Annotated in this window: 14 protein-coding genes and 2 pseudogenes; 8 read left to right on the top strand and 8 right to left on the bottom strand. The window is 67.6% G+C overall.

Translation table 11 applies throughout. The annotated features are described in order from the left end of the window. The first annotated feature begins 12 nt into the window (after positions 1-12). A complete protein-coding gene (locus AB0259_RS02630; protein WP_366220790.1) occupies positions 13-1,059 on the top strand; it encodes a LacI family DNA-binding transcriptional regulator in 1,047 nt (348 codons plus the stop codon). After that, positions 1,056-2,429, top strand: a complete 1,374-nt coding sequence (locus AB0259_RS02635; protein ID WP_366220789.1) for a hypothetical protein — start codon at positions 1,056-1,058, stop codon at positions 2,427-2,429. Before AB0259_RS02630 ends, AB0259_RS02635 begins: the two co-directional genes overlap by 4 nt. Positions 2,430-2,563: 134 nt before the next feature. Here AB0259_RS02635 and AB0259_RS02640 read toward each other — a convergent pair whose 3' ends face one another. Further along, a complete protein-coding gene (locus AB0259_RS02640) occupies positions 2,564-2,902 on the bottom strand; it encodes a hypothetical protein (protein WP_366221434.1) in 339 nt (112 codons plus the stop codon). Positions 2,903-3,116: 214 nt separating this feature from the next. Here AB0259_RS02640 and AB0259_RS02645 point away from each other — a divergent pair, with 214 nt between their 5' ends. The 4 genes and pseudogenes from AB0259_RS02645 to AB0259_RS02660 all read left to right on the top strand — a co-directional run bounded on the left by AB0259_RS02645 (position 3,117) and on the right by AB0259_RS02660 (position 7,371). Next, positions 3,117-3,596 carry a hypothetical protein gene (locus tag AB0259_RS02645; protein ID WP_366235788.1) on the top strand — a complete coding sequence of 160 codons (480 nt, stop codon included), beginning with the start codon at positions 3,117-3,119 and terminating at the stop codon, positions 3,594-3,596. Between the two features lie 483 nt (positions 3,597-4,079). Then, positions 4,080-4,886 (top strand): annotated as a pseudogene (locus AB0259_RS02650) (hypothetical protein); the annotation flags it as partial. A gap of 524 nt (positions 4,887-5,410) precedes the next feature. Continuing rightward, positions 5,411-5,791: pseudogene (locus tag AB0259_RS02655) on the top strand (RHS repeat-associated core domain-containing protein); the annotation flags it as partial. Between the two features lie 722 nt (positions 5,792-6,513). Then, a complete protein-coding gene (locus AB0259_RS02660) occupies positions 6,514-7,371 on the top strand; it encodes a hypothetical protein (protein WP_366220788.1) in 858 nt (285 codons plus the stop codon). Between the two features lie 179 nt (positions 7,372-7,550). Here the strand turns inward: AB0259_RS02660 and AB0259_RS02665 are convergent, their stop codons facing one another. From AB0259_RS02665 to AB0259_RS02690, 6 genes are all read right to left on the bottom strand, one after another. Next, positions 7,551-8,114: a DUF3618 domain-containing protein gene (locus AB0259_RS02665; protein WP_366220786.1), complete on the bottom strand. Its 564-nt coding sequence runs from the start codon at positions 8,112-8,114 to the stop codon at positions 7,551-7,553. Then, positions 8,111-8,524 carry a phage holin family protein gene (locus tag AB0259_RS02670; RefSeq protein WP_251579811.1) on the bottom strand — a complete coding sequence of 138 codons (414 nt, stop codon included), beginning with the start codon at positions 8,522-8,524 and terminating at the stop codon, positions 8,111-8,113. The genes AB0259_RS02665 and AB0259_RS02670 overlap by 4 nt, the downstream gene beginning before the upstream one ends. Continuing rightward, a complete protein-coding gene (locus AB0259_RS02675) occupies positions 8,502-9,179 on the bottom strand; it encodes a hypothetical protein (protein ID WP_366235761.1) in 678 nt (225 codons plus the stop codon). The genes AB0259_RS02670 and AB0259_RS02675 overlap by 23 nt, the downstream gene beginning before the upstream one ends. 210 nt (positions 9,180-9,389) lie before the next feature. After that, positions 9,390-10,256: a sugar phosphate isomerase/epimerase gene (locus tag AB0259_RS02680; RefSeq protein WP_366220784.1), complete on the bottom strand. Its 867-nt coding sequence runs from the start codon at positions 10,254-10,256 to the stop codon at positions 9,390-9,392. A 27-nt stretch (positions 10,257-10,283) separates the two neighbouring features. Then, on the bottom strand, positions 10,284-10,886 hold the full coding sequence (locus tag AB0259_RS02685; RefSeq protein ID WP_251579817.1) for a TetR/AcrR family transcriptional regulator: 603 nt from the start codon (positions 10,884-10,886) through the stop codon (positions 10,284-10,286). Beyond that, complete coding sequence (locus AB0259_RS02690; protein WP_366220782.1) at positions 10,883-12,403, bottom strand: GMC oxidoreductase; 1,521 nt, start codon at positions 12,401-12,403, stop codon at positions 10,883-10,885. Before AB0259_RS02690 ends, AB0259_RS02685 begins: the two co-directional genes overlap by 4 nt. 114 nt (positions 12,404-12,517) lie before the next feature. On the opposite strand from AB0259_RS02690, the gene AB0259_RS02695 reads away from it, so the two are divergent. Next, positions 12,518-13,279 (top strand): sugar phosphate isomerase/epimerase family protein, encoded by a 762-nt coding sequence (locus tag AB0259_RS02695; RefSeq protein ID WP_366220781.1) that lies wholly within the window; start codon positions 12,518-12,520, stop codon positions 13,277-13,279. After that, positions 13,276-14,454 (top strand): M20 family metallopeptidase, encoded by a 1,179-nt coding sequence (locus AB0259_RS02700; RefSeq protein WP_366220779.1) that lies wholly within the window; start codon positions 13,276-13,278, stop codon positions 14,452-14,454. Before AB0259_RS02695 ends, AB0259_RS02700 begins: the two co-directional genes overlap by 4 nt. Here the strand turns inward: AB0259_RS02700 and AB0259_RS02705 are convergent, their stop codons facing one another. Further along, the gene (locus AB0259_RS02705; protein ID WP_366220777.1) at positions 14,455-15,861 is read right to left on the bottom strand and encodes a helix-turn-helix domain-containing protein; all 1,407 of its coding nucleotides are present in this window, start codon (positions 15,859-15,861) and stop codon (positions 14,455-14,457) included. Between the last annotated feature and the right edge of the window lie 98 nt (positions 15,862-15,959).

Below are 15,959 nucleotides of genomic sequence, written 5' to 3' on the forward strand. Positions count from 1 at the left end.
GAAGGAGATGACATGACGGACCCCGTCTACACCGCACCCCGACGACGGCGGCAGAAGAACACCGTGACGATCCAGGACGTGGCGACACGCGCGGGGGTGTCGATCGGCACGGTCTCGCGTGTCCTCAACGACCGGAACTGGGTCAAGCCCGAGACCCGCGCGCGGGTCATGGACGCGGTCGCGTCGACGGGCTTCGTCCCCAATGCCCGCGCGCGGTCCCTCGTGACCCAGCGCGCGCAGAGTGTCGCGCTCGTTCTGGGTGTGGAGCCCACGAAGCTGTTCGAGGATCCCAACTACGCATTGATCCTTGAGGAAGCCACCGACGCCCTCGCGGATGCCGACTACTCGCTCGTGCTCCTGACAGCGGCGACGGGTCCCGCTCGGGAGCGGGTGTCGAGATACCTCCGTGCGGGGCACGTCGACGGTGTGCTGTTCATCTCGCCCGCGGAGCCGACGATCGACCCTCTCGTCGCCTTCTTCCAGGAAGGGCATCTCCCCGTCGTGGTCTGCGGCAATCCCTTCAGCGAGCCGGTCGGTCTGCCGATGGTCTACGCGGACGATGAGACCGGTTCCCGCGCGCTGGGCGAGCATTTCCGCGCGTCGGGGATGCGGCATCCCGCGGTCGTCGCGGCGTACCCGCACACCTCCGGACCGGCTGAACGCATCGGCGGGTTCGCCGCGGGTTACGGCGAAGGGCCGATCCACGTCCAGTCCGCGATGGAGTACTCCCGGGCTGCCGGTCGCGCGGCGGCCGTGGAACTCCTGCAGAGCGGTCGGACACTCGACAGCATCTTCGCCACCTCCGACCTCCTGGCGCTCGGCGTCATCGATGCGCTTCACGCGGCGGGTCTCGCGGTGCCCGGGGACGTCGCCGTCGCCGGCTTCGACGACTCGTCGGCGGCGACCCAGGCGGATCCCGCCCTCACGACGGTCCATCAGCCGGTGTCGAGCGTCGCCCGCGCGATGGTCGAGGAGATCCTCGGAGCCATCGAGGGTGAGACTGCTCGTACCCGGGTCCTGGCGACCGACGTCGTGCTCCGAGACTCGACGCGACGGTGAGCGGAATCCGCGCTCGGGTGGATTTCCGCTCGCCGAGCAACACCAATGCGAGTCCTCTCCTCTTCGGCGTCGCCAACGAACCGTCACGCGACCACGCCGCGGATGTATACCCGCTGCTGCAGGCGGCGGGTATCCGCTTCCAGCGGGGCACGATCCACACCAACCGTCTGTTCGCAGACACGCATCCCCGCGCGACCCTTGCGCAGTGGAGGTCGGGTGATGCGTCGCTCATCGATCCCGACACCTGGGACTGGGGCGCACTCTCCTTGCTGACGCGGGCGAAGGATGCGGGCATGCGCACGCAGCTGAACATCCTCCACACGCCCCGGTGGCTGTCCCACAACGGGCGCGAGACAGGTCTCCCCGTCGACTGGGGCGTGTGGGAGAGCATTGTCGAGCAGATCCTGCGGCGGTGGGGGACGCACATCGACGAGGTCGACATCCTCAACGAACCGCTCACACCGGCGATGATCGACATCGACGGCAGTGCGTTCGCGACGGCCGAGGACGCCGCAGTGGAGGTCTACGTCCACACGTCGCGCGCGATCCGTCGTGTCGACCACCACGTGCGGGTCGGCGGTACAGGGGAGGATCGGCGAGGCGGCGATTTCGGCAGCATCGGTCCCCTCCTGCGTGACGGACGCATCCCGGCCGGCGATCTGCAGTTCGCGAGCTACCACGTCTACGACCCACGCCCTGCCGACCACCTGCAGCTCGACGCGTTGCGCGACCTGTTCCACGAGGCCGGCCGGTCCCTGCCTGCGGTGTACCTCAACGAGTGGAACATCGATTGGCGACCGGATGCCGCGCAGCCCGAGATCGCGGGAACCGCAGCCTGCGCCTATGCCGCCGGCGCGCTGATGATGCTCGCCGAGGTGCCGGGTCTGACGGGAGCCGCTTTCATGTCCGCGCTGCCGTGCAACGTCGACCTCCACCCCGATCAGAACTACGACGGCCGGATCGTGCAGGGTATCTACGACTGGCACGGCGACCATGCGACGCTGCGGCCCCAGGCGGACGCCTTCCGCTTGCTGAGCATCGAACTGGGGCTCGGAGCCGGCGCTTTCATCACCTACGAGAGCGAGTCACCCACCGGCGTCCAGGTGCTCGGTGCCCGCAACAGCGCGGGGGAGCACGGGCTCGCGGTCGTCAACCACGGCGGGGCCGAGATCGACCTGGTCGTCGAGGTCTGCGGTCTCGCCGAAGGGAAAATCGATACCTCGACCGGGCGTCGCAGCGACGGGCGCGGCGTATCACGCGCATCGGCGGCGGAGATCTTCGCCTCGGCCGAGGGGATCCGCTTCCGGCTGCTCCCCGCGTCTGTAGCCGTCGTTCGGCTCGCCTACAGCGGCGTCGTCGCAAAGGATTGACGGGCCTGTCAGCCGCTGTTGGCGCGTCGCCGTCGGCATCCCTGGAACCCTCGTCTGGCCGGAACTCTTTATCTTCCGGTTTGACATAGGGAACGCTAAGGTTCGAGCACCCGCGGGCAATGTTGCTGCGGCCTTCATGACGACAGGTCGGGGCCTGGGTGCGTTTCTTCGGCTAAGCGGTTGATGTCTGCGGTTTCGGTGGGTTTGCTCAGCGCAGCGTTGTTGGTGGGCATCGCGGCTCCCGCGTACGCCGCGCTCCCCACCGGACCAGTCACGGTCGGGGTGACGGGATCTCGGCCGGGTGCGACCGAGATCCCGTTCCAGATCTCCGACCAGGTCGGTGTGGGGGCGGATGTCGCGACGGGAAACCTGCGCGTGTCGACTCGCAGCTTGTCGCTGGTGGGCGTGACCGGCCAGGTCGGCATTGGGCAGACGTACGACTCGTTGAGCTCCTCGGCGGGCGCGTCGAACACTGCGGTAGCGAACCGGTGGGTGTTCACCGCGCAGGGTGCCGGGTTCCTCGCGGCCTCGTACGGCGGGGGAGGGCTGACTTACACCGCCGGTGACGGGTCAACCTGGAAGTACACCACTGGGACCGGGAGCGCGTTCACGAGCCCGGCGGGGGCGAAGGCGGACCTGGTGTCGATAACGGGTGGGTACAAGCTCACCGACCGGCAGTCGCGTCAGGTGATCACGTTCAACAGTGACGGGCGCGCGACCTCGATCGCAGACCGCAACGGGAACACCACCACTCTCACGTACGACCCGTACGGGACAGTGGGGACGGTGGTCAGCAGCGCGGGCCCGACTACGGCGCGCACCGCGACGTTCACATACTCGAGCACCACCCGCACCCTGACCGCCTCACAGACGACGGGCGCGTTGTCGCGGTCGGTGAAGTGGGTGAAAGACACCTCCCAGAACCTGACCTCGATCGTCGACGGGGAGAACAAGACCACCTCGTTCGGGTACACCGGGCAGCAGCTGACCAGCATCACGGGTCCCTCCGGCGCGGTCGTGACGATCGGGTACGAGTCGTCGACGTCGTCCCGGGTGGTGTCGGTGTCGCAGGCGAACACGACCGCGGGGTCTCCGGGGACGAGTGTGACGCGGTTCGCATACCCGTCGTCGACGAGCCGGTATCTGGCTCGTCCGAACACGGATTAGGCAGCCTCGGTGGCGTCGGTTCCGCACATCTCGTACACGATCAACAGTTCCACGCGCTTGGTGACCAAGTCGGTGGATGAGATGGGCCGGGAGAAGGCGAAAACCTACACCCCTAACGGGGACACTGCCACGGCAACTTCCCGCGCCGGTTCCACCGCCGGCACCGCGACCGCAACGTATGGGGCGAATGGGGGAGACTCGCTCACCTCGCTGCAGGCACCGGGCGGGCAGACCAGCTCGCAAGCGTTCGCGAACACCGCCGCATCGACGCAGTACCTCGCGTCCTCCTCGACGGACAGCGCCGCGAACTCGTCGACGTACACGTACAACGGGGTCGGGAATCAGCTCACCAGCACCGAAGCGAACGCGGCGACCGCGACCCTGACGTACAACTCGGATGGGACGGTTGCGACGGCGTTGGCGCCGGGGAACGGGTCGAACAAGACCCTCTACGGGTACAACACCAACAAGCAGCTCACCTCGATGACCCCCGTCACCGGCTCCTCGCTCGGTGCGCGTGCGTTCGCGTACGACGACTTCGGGCGGCTCAAGACCGCGACCGATGGGGATGGCACGACCACCACGTACACGTACGACAAGCTGGACCGCCTGCTGACGACATCGTTCTCGGACGGGACCGCGACGGTCACGAACACGTACACCGACCGTGGGCTCCCGGCGACGCGCGTCGATGCGAACGGGACTACCACGTACACGTACGACCAGCTGGGTCGTCTCATCGCCAGGGTGAACAGCTTCTTCGGCGGGACGATCAGCTACGGCTACGACCAATCGTCGAACCTCGTCACCGTCACTGACAGCCGCGGCACCACCACCAACGCTTTCGACGACGCGGGAGTCCCCACCCAGATCACTTATGGCGCGGGTGACGTCCTTCGGTTCGCCGTCGACGACCAAGGCCGCCGCACAGACTCGTGGCTGCGGACCGATGCGACCAACACCACGTGGACCGCGCACACACGTCAGGTGTACGACACCTCCGGCCGGGTGTCCCGAGCGATCGGCGAAACCCGGACAAGCAACGGAACCGTCACCACTCAGTTCGACACGTCCTACTGCTACAACATCACCAGCACCTCCTCGTGCGGGACAGCCACTGCCAACGACCGGGCGAAGCTGCACTGGTCAAAGGACAACATCACGGGAATGATCAACGTCTACGGGTACGACACCGCGGCGCGGCTGACCAGCGTCACCCAGAGTGGCGGCACGAACCCCGCCACATGGACGTACACGTACGACGCGCGAGGCAACCGGCTCACCGCCAACGTCACCGGCGGCACGTCACCGTCGAGCCAGACCCTGACCTTCAACGCAGGCAACCAACTCACCACAACGGGGTACACATACGACGGGACCGGGAACCTCACCGCCGACACCGCCGGGACGTACACGTACAACGGCGCGCAGCAGATGACGAAGGTCACCAAACCGGGCGGGAACCAGTACAACTACAAGTACTCCGGCACCAGCCAGGTCGAAGTCCTCCAGCAGGAGTACAGCGCCCGCGACTACAAACTCGTCTACGGCCGCACCAACCAGGCGGGTCTCCCCGTCGTTGAGCAAGTCCAAGCCGGCACCACCATGGCGTGGATCGACAACGGCCCCGTCACCGGTGAACCCCTCATGCTCACCACCGCCGGCGGCGTCCAAACCCTGTACGTCTACGACGGACTCGGCACCCCCGTCGGCATGCTCACCGACTACGCCACCACCGCCTACTCAACACGTTCGACCCCTACGGCACTGGCGTCCTCACCGGTGGCGGGCAGGGCAACGGGTTCCTCTCCAACCCGTTCATGTTCAAGGGCGGCATCCAAGACCGCGCCACCGGATGGGTCCACTACGGCAACCGCTGGTACAACCCCACCCTCGGCCGCTGGACCCAACAAGACACCCTCGACACACCACTCGACCCCAACAACGCCAACCGATACGCCTACGCCGGCGGCGACCCCATCAACAACATCGACCCCACCGGCCAGATCTTCGGCGTAAATAGATGTGTGGCGTCCGCGGCGAGAGCAGCATTCATCGGCGGTGCGGCTGCAGAGACACTTCACCTAGGCGGCATTGCCGTAGCGGCGGGAACCGCCGCCGGGGGCCCCGCTGGGGGTGCTGCCGCAGGCGCTGCAGTGGGAGTCGCAGGGGCAGAAGTGATCGGCGCAGTTTAGTTGTCGAAGGCATAGCGGTGGCGGAATGCGCGAGCGACGTCTTCTAAGGCGGATGATCATCGCCTCGAGCCTGACGCTGGTGTTAGGAGGCGTAGGCGCGGTGTTCGGCTTTGTGGGCTACATCACTGATTCCGAAGCCGCGAAGGCCGTGATGATAGTTCTGTGGCTGGCCGGCATATGCTCCGCGATCATAGCCTCCATCCTGCGCCGTCGGATTCGTCGTGCTCCCGGGCCGCGTGACGGTTCAACCCCAACGAATGAGCGGTAGAAGGGGACCGCGTGTAGTCAAGTGCAATCCGAGCCTGTTCGTGAGCTAGGGAGGCAAGCGTGAGAGCTCCAGTCCCCGTCCTCTTCATAGGATCGTTGGTCACCTTCCTCGGCGCCGTCGCTCTCGTCATCTTTGCGTTTTCGACTGGGGCGGTAGATCCACCGCCGGGTATCGGCCTTGTTGTACTCGAGTCAAGGACACCGCGCTGGATAAGGGCGCTCATCTATGGAGCTCGGTCAGTGCGCTCTCCGCAAGGATCGTGCACCCCAAGCCTCCGCAGACCAACGGCAGGCCTCCAGCGCCACTTCGACCGACGCCGCTTTCAGACCGCGGGAGTGCACGCGGTCTCCTCGGAGTCGGCAGCGGTGATCTCGTTCTCAACGGCGACCGCAGCCTCCTCTTCCTCGGGGGCTATTCGACGGGCTTCCGCAACCGGCTGTACGTCGCAGAATCCGTGAGCGGAAGCTCACTCGTGGACGCCGATTGGGCGGTCCAGACCGATCGCAGAGGTCGGGCTCGGGCGATCGTGGCGGACCCGCCCCGGACGGCGTGGGACGGCGGCGGGATGCACACACCGTCCTACCTTCCGGCATCCGGCGCTTTCCCCGCCCGCATCTATTACGCGGGCCGCAGCGGCAGAAGCCATGTCGGGCCCACCAGTCGATACTCGATCGGCGTCCTCGAAATGGTCGAGGGTCGATGGCAGCGCAGCGGGGAGCCTCTCGTGGCGGGGGATGACGAGAGGCCGAGCGCTCTCGAGCCGCGTGTCGTCCGGGAGTCCGGTCGGCACGTGATGTGGTACCTCGCCACTCCGCATGAAGTCGCCGCCGGGGAGCTGCCGGACTACGAACTGCGCTGCACGACGAGCCTCGACGGGATCACCGGCTGGAGCGAGCCGCGGACGTTCGCCACGTCACGCGAAGGATTCTTCGACGTCGCCCTCGCCCGCATCCCCGAAGGGTGGGTGATCGTGCTCGCCCGCGGTACGAACCTGCATCGCACGTCCCCGTATCCGGCGCAGGGGCTCTGGACGATGACCGCCGCATCGGCGTCGCCGGATCGCGCCGCGTGGAGCGCGCCTCGACGTATCCTCGACACCGACGATCCGGACACCCCGGCCTGGATGAGCGCGGGGGTGTGCGATCCGGCAGTCCACATCGACACCAACGGAGGCATGACGGTCTTCGTGACGGGGACACGCCACTACCGGTCCTGGTGGGCTCTCGCCCTCGATCGCCTTCGCCACGGCCGTACGCCCCCGGTGCCCGCGCCGTTTCATCTCGCGACAGGGATACTGACCTTCCAAGACTGAGACGCGCTGCGACAACGCGAGAGGTCCCCGCCCATGAGGGCGGGGACCTCTCCGACCGACGTCAGTCGTCCTGTTCGTCGGACTCCTGCTCGTCCTTCGTGATGTCGTCGTCGCCGATGTCGCCTTCGGCCTGACTCGGCTTGTCTGCGATGGGATCGCTCATGATGTCCCTTTCCTGATCAGTTGTCGCTGACGTTGCTGCGCGCTTCCTGCGCGCGGTCCGTGACCGTCCCTGCCGCGCTGGATCCTTCATCCTTCATGGTCTCGACCGCTTCCTGCGCGCGGTCCTTGACCGCCGCGGCGGCCTCCTGGGCCGGTTCCTTCAGGTGGCTCGCGGCATCCTTCGCCACTTCACCGAGCTCGTCGACGAGAGGCTGCGCCTGCTCCTTCGCCGTTTCGGCGAGCTCCTTCTCCTTCGCAGAAGCAGGGATCAGCGAGGCAGCGAGGAGACCAGCGCCGAAGGCGATCAGGCCCACTGCGAGCGGGTTGCCCTCCGCCTTCGCCTTGACGTCGTGCGCGACGTCGTGAGCCGATCCGGCGAGATCGTGGGCGGATGAGCCGGCGCCCTCGGCCGCGCCCATGACCCTGTCGCGGACGGAGCCGACGGCACCCTTGATCTTGCTCGTCTGGCGGTCGACGATTTTGGACGGGTTGACCTTGTCGGCCAGCGCGTCCACGTCGGATCCGAGTTCGGCGCGGGTCCGCTCGATGTCGGCGCGGATGGCGTCAGGTGAATCGCTCATCGGTTCTCCTCGTTTCTCTTGAATGTCTCAGGGATCTCCTGCAGGGTCTCGACGGTCTGCGGCGCTCCCTGCACTTCCTTCAGTTGCTTGCGGCCGACCACGTACAGGACAGCCGCGACGATCGCCCACAGGACCGCGACGATCACGCCCGACCAGCCCCAGCCGACGAGGGTCGCGAGAGCGGCCCACAAGGCGAGGGACAGGAAGAGGACGACCATGGATGCCGCGTACCCGGCGCCGCCGAGCAGACCTGCGCCCTTCGCGGACGTCGTGGCGGATTCCTTCAGTTCGGCCTTCGCGAGCGTGATCTCCTGCCGCATGAGCGTCGACAGGTCGCGCGTCACCTCACCGAGCAGGTCGCCGAGAGAGGTCGTGGCGGCCTTGCGCTCAGAAGGTGTCGCGTCGCTCATCCGAGATCCTCCCGTCTGCGCCACCGAGGGTTCCCGCCGACTCGTCGTAGAGAGGCGTCTCGGACGACGGCAGTACACCGGAGGTGTCGCCCGCGATGGGGTCGAGGCTCGACGGCTCCGCTGCCGCGACCGGTGTGGTCGGAGCGGACACCGGCACCGGCGGGGCGGCCCGAGGCGGCGTCAGCGCCGAGCTGGATGACGCCGTACCCGCGTCATCATGCGATGCCAACGCGCGGACGAGCCGGCCCGCGACGACACCCACGACCGCCGCGCCCGCGATGAAGACGAGGGGGCGTCGCCGTGCGAACCTCTTGACCTCATCCAACACCGCGGCGGGGTCCCGGTCGCCCAGCCAGGCCGCAGCGCCGGTGAGACGATCGGACAGCTGCTGCACGAGGTCCGTGGCGATGCCGCCGCCGTCTGCGTTGCGAGCCATGGATCCGAGTTCTTCGCCCGCGGCTCGGAGTCCACCCGCGATGCGTTCCTGCTGCTGTGCCGCCTGGTCTGAGACCTCCGACCGGCTCTGCGCGTAAAGGTCCCTCAGCTGGGTCTTCGCCTCGGTGGCGACGGATGCGGCCTCGTCCTTCGCGGTGTGTGCGACGTCCTTGGCTGCGTCGGCTGCGGTGCCCGTGACGGCGGACGCCTCTTCCTTCACGGTCTCTGACTTCGCCGACTGAGCGTCGGCCCCGCCGGTGCCCGCGGGTCCATTTCCGACTGACATAGTTGCTCCCTTACTTCGAGGACTCGTGTCCTGGGAGCGCTACTGTGCGAGCGTTTCGGGCGGCCCGTACCGGGGTTGCGCACTGCCCTGCGAGGCGGTAAACGCGGGAGCCGAGGTGAGGTGTCCCGCATCAACCGAGCGGGGTCAGAGGTCGATGCCGTCGTATCGGGCGAATGCCTCCAGGCTCGTGCGCACCGAGTCCAGCTCGGATCCCGCGGAATAGTCCTGTTCGAGCAGCATGTACGCGAAGTTCGGGAGCTGCGAAGCCGCGTCGATGATGTCCTGGATCGGGAGCACACCCGTGCCGACTTCGGCGAACTCCTCCGCCTTCTCGAGTTCCAGGAACATCGGCATGTCGATGGATGCGTCGGGTGCGACGCTGCCGTCGTACATGTTCAGTGGGCGGGGAGAGTCTGCGGGGAAGTCCTTCTGGTGGCTCATGACGAACCGGTCCGGGTAGGTCCGGAAGAGCTCGATGGGGTCGGCGCCGCCGCGATACGCCCAGTAGGTGTCGAGCTCGAATTTCACGAGGTCGGGGTCGGTGTAGTCCATCAGGAGCTCGTACACGGTGCGGTCACCGAAGCGCTGAAACTCCATGTAGTGGTTGTGGTAGAAGAACGTCATGTCGCGTTCGGCGGCGTTGCGTCCGACCTCGTTGAAGAAGTCCGCGCGGCGCTTGACGTACTCGACGTCGCCGTACGGGTAGAACTCGATGTCGCATCCGATGCGGCGATTTCCGATCTTCTCCTGGAACTCGAGGATCGCCGGCAGGCGGTCGAGGTCGAGAGGGTTGATCTGGCAACCGATGATCTCGATCCCGCGCTCCCGCATGAGTTGCGCGAGGAATTCCGCCGGGATGCCGAAGCCGATTCCGTCCTCGGTGAGGGCGCGGTGGTTTGCTCCTTCGAGGCGGGTCAGTCCCATGTCGGCGAGGGCGTTCAATGTGCCCTCGGGGTCGGCGGCGAGGGAGTTCCGCACCGAATACAGCTGGATACCGATCTGAATGGACATGTCCGTGTCTCCTGTGATGTGGGCGTTTCAAGGGGTCTGTCGGCGCCAACGCGCGATGACACTGTCGAGGTAGTCGTCGAACGCCGCGACGAGGTCGAGTCGGCGGTCCAGCAGCCATTGGAGCTGCAGGCCGTCCATCATCGCGCTCAGCCGCTGCGCCTCGACGCGCGCTGCCGCCGGATCGATCGACGCGATCTCGCCGATGTCGGCAGCCCGGAGGATTTCCTCCTGCAGTCGGTCGGCGATGTGGGAGTAGCGGGCCACGAAGTAGTCGTGGGCCGGATGGTCGGGCGCGGTCGCTTCGGACCCGAGCGTCAGAAAGAACTCCACCCAGGTGGGGTTGTCACGGCTGTAGGCCATGCGGGTGCGCAGCTCCTCGACGTAGGCAAGCCCGTGATTCTCGCCCACGGTGACCTGTTGCGCGTCCCAGTGGTCGAGCACGGCTGTGAGGAGGCCGTCCTTGCTGCCGAAGTGGTTGACGATCTGGGATGCGGGCGCGCCGATGGTGTCCGCGATCATGCGCAGCGAGCCGCCACGGAATCCGTGTTCGCCGAACACGAGGATGGCGTTCTCGATCAGCGCCCTCCGCGTCTCGATGCCGGTGCGATACGGTCCGCGCGCGCCGGTCATGTCGACTCAATGTCGCGGAGGATCGCGGCGGCTGCGCGCACGGCGCTCGTCATCCCGATGAGCGTGGAGTTGCAGGCGAGCGCCGTGGCGATGACGCCGTTGCCGGCGACGAACAGGTTGTCGAAGCCCCAGACCCGGCCGTCGAGGTCGCACACGCTCGTGCCGTCGTCCGCGGGCCCCATCCGGACAGTCCCGGTGTAGTGCAACGAGCCGCCGGCGCCCAACGCCGCCGACTCGGTCGCCGGGTCGAAGGCTCCCATACGGGAGGCAGCCACCGCTTGGTCCGCACGCGCCGCCTCCAGGCCGGCACGGTCGGTGTCGGTGTAGTCGAAGTGAACGGTGATGCGCGGCATCCCCGTCGCATCCACCTCGGTCTCCGAGAACTCGAGTCGGTTCTCGCGCTGGATCTCGGTGCGGATGTAGTACTCGATGCCGACCGCGTAGCCGGTCGGGGTCAGATCGTCGTCGACGAGCGTCTTGGTCATGACGTGCACCTGGAAGGGCTGAGACTCGTCGCTCTGCGGCACCCAAAGGCAGTCGGATGCCCACTCGAGGTCGGTCGGCGGCACCAGCTCATCCACGGAGATCCCGAGACGATCGGGGTCTGCGATGACCTGCCCGGTGAGGAAGTAGTGCTCGTTCAGGTAGCGGCCCAGAGCGTCGGGTCGGATGCCGGATGCGAACAGCAGCTGGGGTGTGCGGATCGCGTCGGCGCAGACGACGATCCGCCTCGCGCGCACCTCGAAGGTCTCATCACTGTCGATGTCGCGGCATACCGCGCCCGTCGCGCGGCCGTCCTCGTGCAGCAGCGAGGTGCTCAGACTGTTCGCGATGAAGGTGAACGACGGGTCTGTGGCGGGCTTTGCCAGAGGCGCGAAGATGACGGACGGGCTCGTCCGCTCCTTTCGCCCGTCGTCGCGCAGGTTGACGGCCATCGGCATGTTCTGCACTTCGCGTCCCGGCGCTTGGCGGGCGTCGAAGTGGGCGCTGAGTTCGCGTGCGACGGCCTCGCCGGCCGGAGTCAGCGGGAACGGCTCCCGGTTCACGCGAAGCAGATCGGACGCGCGGTCGATGTCCCGCTGCCACTCGGCGTCGCTCAGCGCGGGATCGAGCTCCGAGCCCCAGGGCGTCGGGGTCGCCGCGGTCCAGTGGATGCCCATGCCGCCCGCGTTCCACGCGACGGAGGCGCTCGGCATCTCAGCCGCCTCTTCGCCGAGCGAGGTGAGGTGGTACATCCCGGGGGAGACGTCGCGCATGCTGCCGCCGACTCCCTGGCTGGGCTTCACGCCGGTGTAGAAGGCCTGCACGCCTGAGGACACTTTGCGGTTGTAGCGCGCCCACACCTCCGGATCCTCGACGTCATGAAGGTGCTGACCCGGGGTGTCGCCGACACTGGGACCGCCGGCGACCATCGCGATGCGGATCTGCGGGTCGGCGTCGCGGAGCAGTCGCGCCACGGCGGCTCCCATCATCCCGCTTCCGACGATGAGCACGTCGTGAGTGTCGTCGATGGTCATCCGCAGTGCTCCTCGGTGGTCGATATGCGCGTGGCTTTCGTCTTGACGTGGCCTGAGCGTATACATAATCTGTACGCCTGTAAAGAATTCGCCGCCACACACGAGGGAGACGGCATGCGCATCAGCGTCAGCGAATGGGTGCTCGGGGACCGGCCGACTGCCCTCCGGCGGGCCGTAGCGGCGGGTTTCGACGCGATCGAGCTCGATGCGATCCCAGGCGCGGACACCGTCGCCCTGCGGGAGGAACTCGCGTCTGCGGGTCTGTCGGTGCCATCGATGTGCTGGGCCTGGAACAGCGACGCGGAGCTCGGTTCCCCCGATCGGGCGTCCCGCGCTCGTGCGCAGAGCTATCTGCGCGGCGCGCTCGAGCAGGCTCACGAGCTCGGCGCGGATCAGATCGTGGTCCTGCCGGCGTGTCGCAACACGCCGTGGCAGGACGAGCCGCGGATCCGCGGTTTCGAGCGGGCAGCGTCAGCGATCGCGGAGGTGCTGCCGGACACACCCGCGGGCGTCGGGATCGCCCTGGAGGGGCTCCGACGCGTCGAGAGCTTCCTCATGAACACTCTCGATCACTCCGCCCTGATGCGATCGATGATCGGGATGGACAACCGGGTCGGGCTCCTCGCGGACTGGTACCACCTCGTCGCCGAAGAGGTCGACCCCGTGGAGGCCATGACCCGGCACGCCGACGCGATCAGCCTCGTGCATCTCGCGGCGACCGAGCGCGGTCCGCTCCTGGCCGAATCGGTCGGTGCGTCCGATCTCACGGTGCAGCTGCGCACCATGCCCGCGGTCGCGTCGTACACGATCGAGTACAACGTCGGCGACGACGATGCGGCGCTTGCGGCGAGTCTCGCGTTCGCGCGCAGCGTGTGACCGACTACGTACGGGCGGCGCGGGCGCTCCAGCCGGAGCTGGTCGCGCTGCGGCGGCGCATGCACCGCGAGCCCGAGGTCGGCCTCGCCCTGCCCGTGACGCAACGTCTCATCCTGGACGCCCTCGAGGGGCTGGACCTCGAGATCACCACCGGTGAGGCACTTTCCTCGGTGGTCGCTGTCCTCCGCGGATCACAGCCCGGCCCGACGGTGCTCCTGCGGGCGGACATGGACGCCCTGCCACTGCCCGAGGAATCCGAGGTCCACTTCGCCTCGACCAACGGCGCCATGCACGCGTGCGGTCACGATCTGCACACCGCCGCCCTGATCGGCGCCGTGCATCTGCTTGCGGAGGCGCGAGGGGGCCTCGCGGGCGACGTCGTCTTCCTCTTCCAACCCGGGGAGGAAGGAGACGACGGCGCAGCCCTGATGATCGCGGAAGGCGCTCTGACTGCTTCAGGTTCACATCCCGTGGCCGCCTACGCCGCGCACGTGATCCCCGGCCCCGCGGGACGCTTCCGCACCCGGCGAGGGCCTCTCATGGCCGGGGTCGCCGACCTCCACATCTCGATGCACGGAGCCGGAGGGCACGGCTCGCGCCCGTACGATGCGATCGATCCCGTCGCGGCCGTCGCGGAACTGGTCACCGCGCTGCACGTCATGGTCACCCGCAGGTTCTCGATGCTCGATCCGGTCGTCCTCACGGTCACGCAGCTCACCGGGAGTTCGGCGATCAATGTGATCCCCGATACCGCCTCGCTCGGCGCCACCGTGCGCGTGCTGTCGCCCGGGTCGGATGAGCGGATGCGCCGGGAGGTCCAGCGCGTGGCCGACGGCGTCGCGGCGGCACACGGGTGCCGCGCCGAGGTCGCGTTCTCCGCGGACTACCCCGTCCTCGTCAACGATGACGCCGAGGCGGAGTTCGTCCATACGATCCTCGCCGAGACGTTCGGTGCGGATCGTTCCGACCTCGGGGGAGAGGCGCTGATGGCGTCGGAGGACTTCTCGCGGGTGCTCCAAGCCGTTCCCGGCGCGTTCGTGCTGCTGTCGGCCTCACCCGCAGACGCTGACCCGGCCGAATGGAACCATTCGCCGCGGGTCCGCTTCGACGATGCCGTGGTGGGCGACCTGGCGGCCGCTCTGGCGACACTCGCTGCCCGTCGTCTCGATCGGTGACTACGGGTCGAGGCGTCCTTGCTCTGCCAGCGAGAGCGCCAGATCGAAGTCGGTGCGGTCCCGGGTCGAGGAGAGGCTTCGTCCGGTGATGTCCTCGATGAGCTGGATGCGGTGACGGAGCGTGTTCGGGTGCACGTACAGTTCGTTCGCGGCGGCGCTGAGCCGTCCGCCCGTGCGCAGGAACACCTCGAGAGTGTGGAGGAGCTGGCCTCCACGCTCGTCGTCGTAGTCCCGCAGCGGGCGCAGCAGCGCCGCCCCGGTCTCGCGGATGAGCTCTGACGCCTCCGAGTACATGATCGTCGAGGGGCTGTTGAGGTCCTCGGCCCCGACGACGGCGCCGGAGCCCGCGCGTCGGGCGAGTGACAGGGCGTGCTCGGCCTGCATGAGCGAGAGTCGCAGCCGGTCGGCCGGGCCAGCTGAGCCGCGGCCCGTAGATGAGCCCCGCGGGAGTCCGGAGACCACACGGTCCGCGACCGCGGCGCCGGCGATGCACACGAGCACCGCATCGTCGAAGCGCGCAGCCGCGGCATCCGAGCCCGCCTCACGACGGACGGCCACGAGGACCGCATCGGGATCGCGGTGCCGCACGGCGAGTACAGCGAGGTCGTCCGCTCCTGTCACTCCCAGAGAGCGCAGCCGGGCGAGAATCGTGACCGCGTCGTGGTCCTCGCTGCGCACCCACGTGAAGAGTTCGCGCGTGTAGCCGTCCACGGTCCGTCGGACCGACCGGATGCGTTCGACCTCGAGGGCGATGAACGGAACACCCACGGACAGCACCGCCTGCTGTTCAACGCTGAACGACGCGGGGTCGGTCGCGCTGTAGAGCTCGGCATCGATGACGCCCTCGCTGAGAAGCGGGATCGGGAACATCGCCTCGGTCGTGGTCACCCCCGACACCTCCCGGTCCGCGACGAGACCGATCGTGGTGCCGAGACCGCTCGACAACGAGGCGAGCATCGACGCCAGGCTGCGGTCCTCGCGCAGCGCCGCCACGAACGTCCGGTAGTAGTCGAGATGCCGTCGCAACGGGCGCTCCCAGGTGCGTCGCTCCGCCTGGACGAAAGTCTTGATGACGCTGATGAAGGGCACCTCGATCGGCACGAGGAAGAACGTCAGCCCGAGACGTTCGCACGCCTCGACCAACTGGGTCGGAAGCTCGTTCACCGTGTTCGTGAGACCGAAGCCGAGGGCGATGACGCGTGCGGCTACCAGGTCGCGCACGTAGACGTCGGCGGACACAGCGGGCCACCACTGCCCCGAGGTGAGGGCGACCTCCCCTCCCGACATGAACTCGGATGCGGGGTACCGATCGATGGCGTGCACCCACTCGATCGGGGCGTCGAGGTCGCCCGCCACAGCGAGCGTCAGGGAGAGGCTCGGGTCAGCGAGCAGCTCTCCCACGTTCATGCGGCCATTCTCGATCCTTGTGCCCTCGCCGACTCGGCGACGAGCGGGTGGGAAACACCCGCTGAGGCCCGTCGAAACGCCGTCGAAACATTGCGGCT

The sequence above is a fragment of the Microbacterium sp. NPDC080005 genome (assembly GCF_040702445.1).
GTDB classification, from domain to species: Bacteria; Actinomycetota; Actinomycetes; order Actinomycetales; family Microbacteriaceae; genus Microbacterium; species Microbacterium oleivorans_D.

What these genes read in the sequence shown, in the direction of transcription:
- AB0259_RS02665 (WP_366220786.1), bottom strand. Translation starts at nt 8,114, where the DNA reads ATGAGCGATTCACCTGACGCCATCCGCGCCGACATCGAGCGGACCCGC.
- AB0259_RS02630 (WP_366220790.1), top strand. Translation starts at nt 13, where the DNA reads ATGACGGACCCCGTCTACACCGCACCCCGACGACGGCGGCAGAAGAAC.
- AB0259_RS02690 (WP_366220782.1), bottom strand. Translation starts at nt 12,403, where the DNA reads ATGACCATCGACGACACTCACGACGTGCTCATCGTCGGAAGCGGGATG.
- AB0259_RS02705 (WP_366220777.1), bottom strand. Translation starts at nt 15,861, where the DNA reads ATGAACGTGGGAGAGCTGCTCGCTGACCCGAGCCTCTCCCTGACGCTC.
- AB0259_RS02680 (WP_366220784.1), bottom strand. Translation starts at nt 10,256, where the DNA reads ATGTCCATTCAGATCGGTATCCAGCTGTATTCGGTGCGGAACTCCCTC.
- AB0259_RS02670 (WP_251579811.1), bottom strand. Translation starts at nt 8,524, where the DNA reads ATGAGCGACGCGACACCTTCTGAGCGCAAGGCCGCCACGACCTCTCTC.
- AB0259_RS02685 (WP_251579817.1), bottom strand. Translation starts at nt 10,886, where the DNA reads ATGACCGGCGCGCGCGGACCGTATCGCACCGGCATCGAGACGCGGAGG.
- AB0259_RS02695 (WP_366220781.1), top strand. Translation starts at nt 12,518, where the DNA reads ATGCGCATCAGCGTCAGCGAATGGGTGCTCGGGGACCGGCCGACTGCC.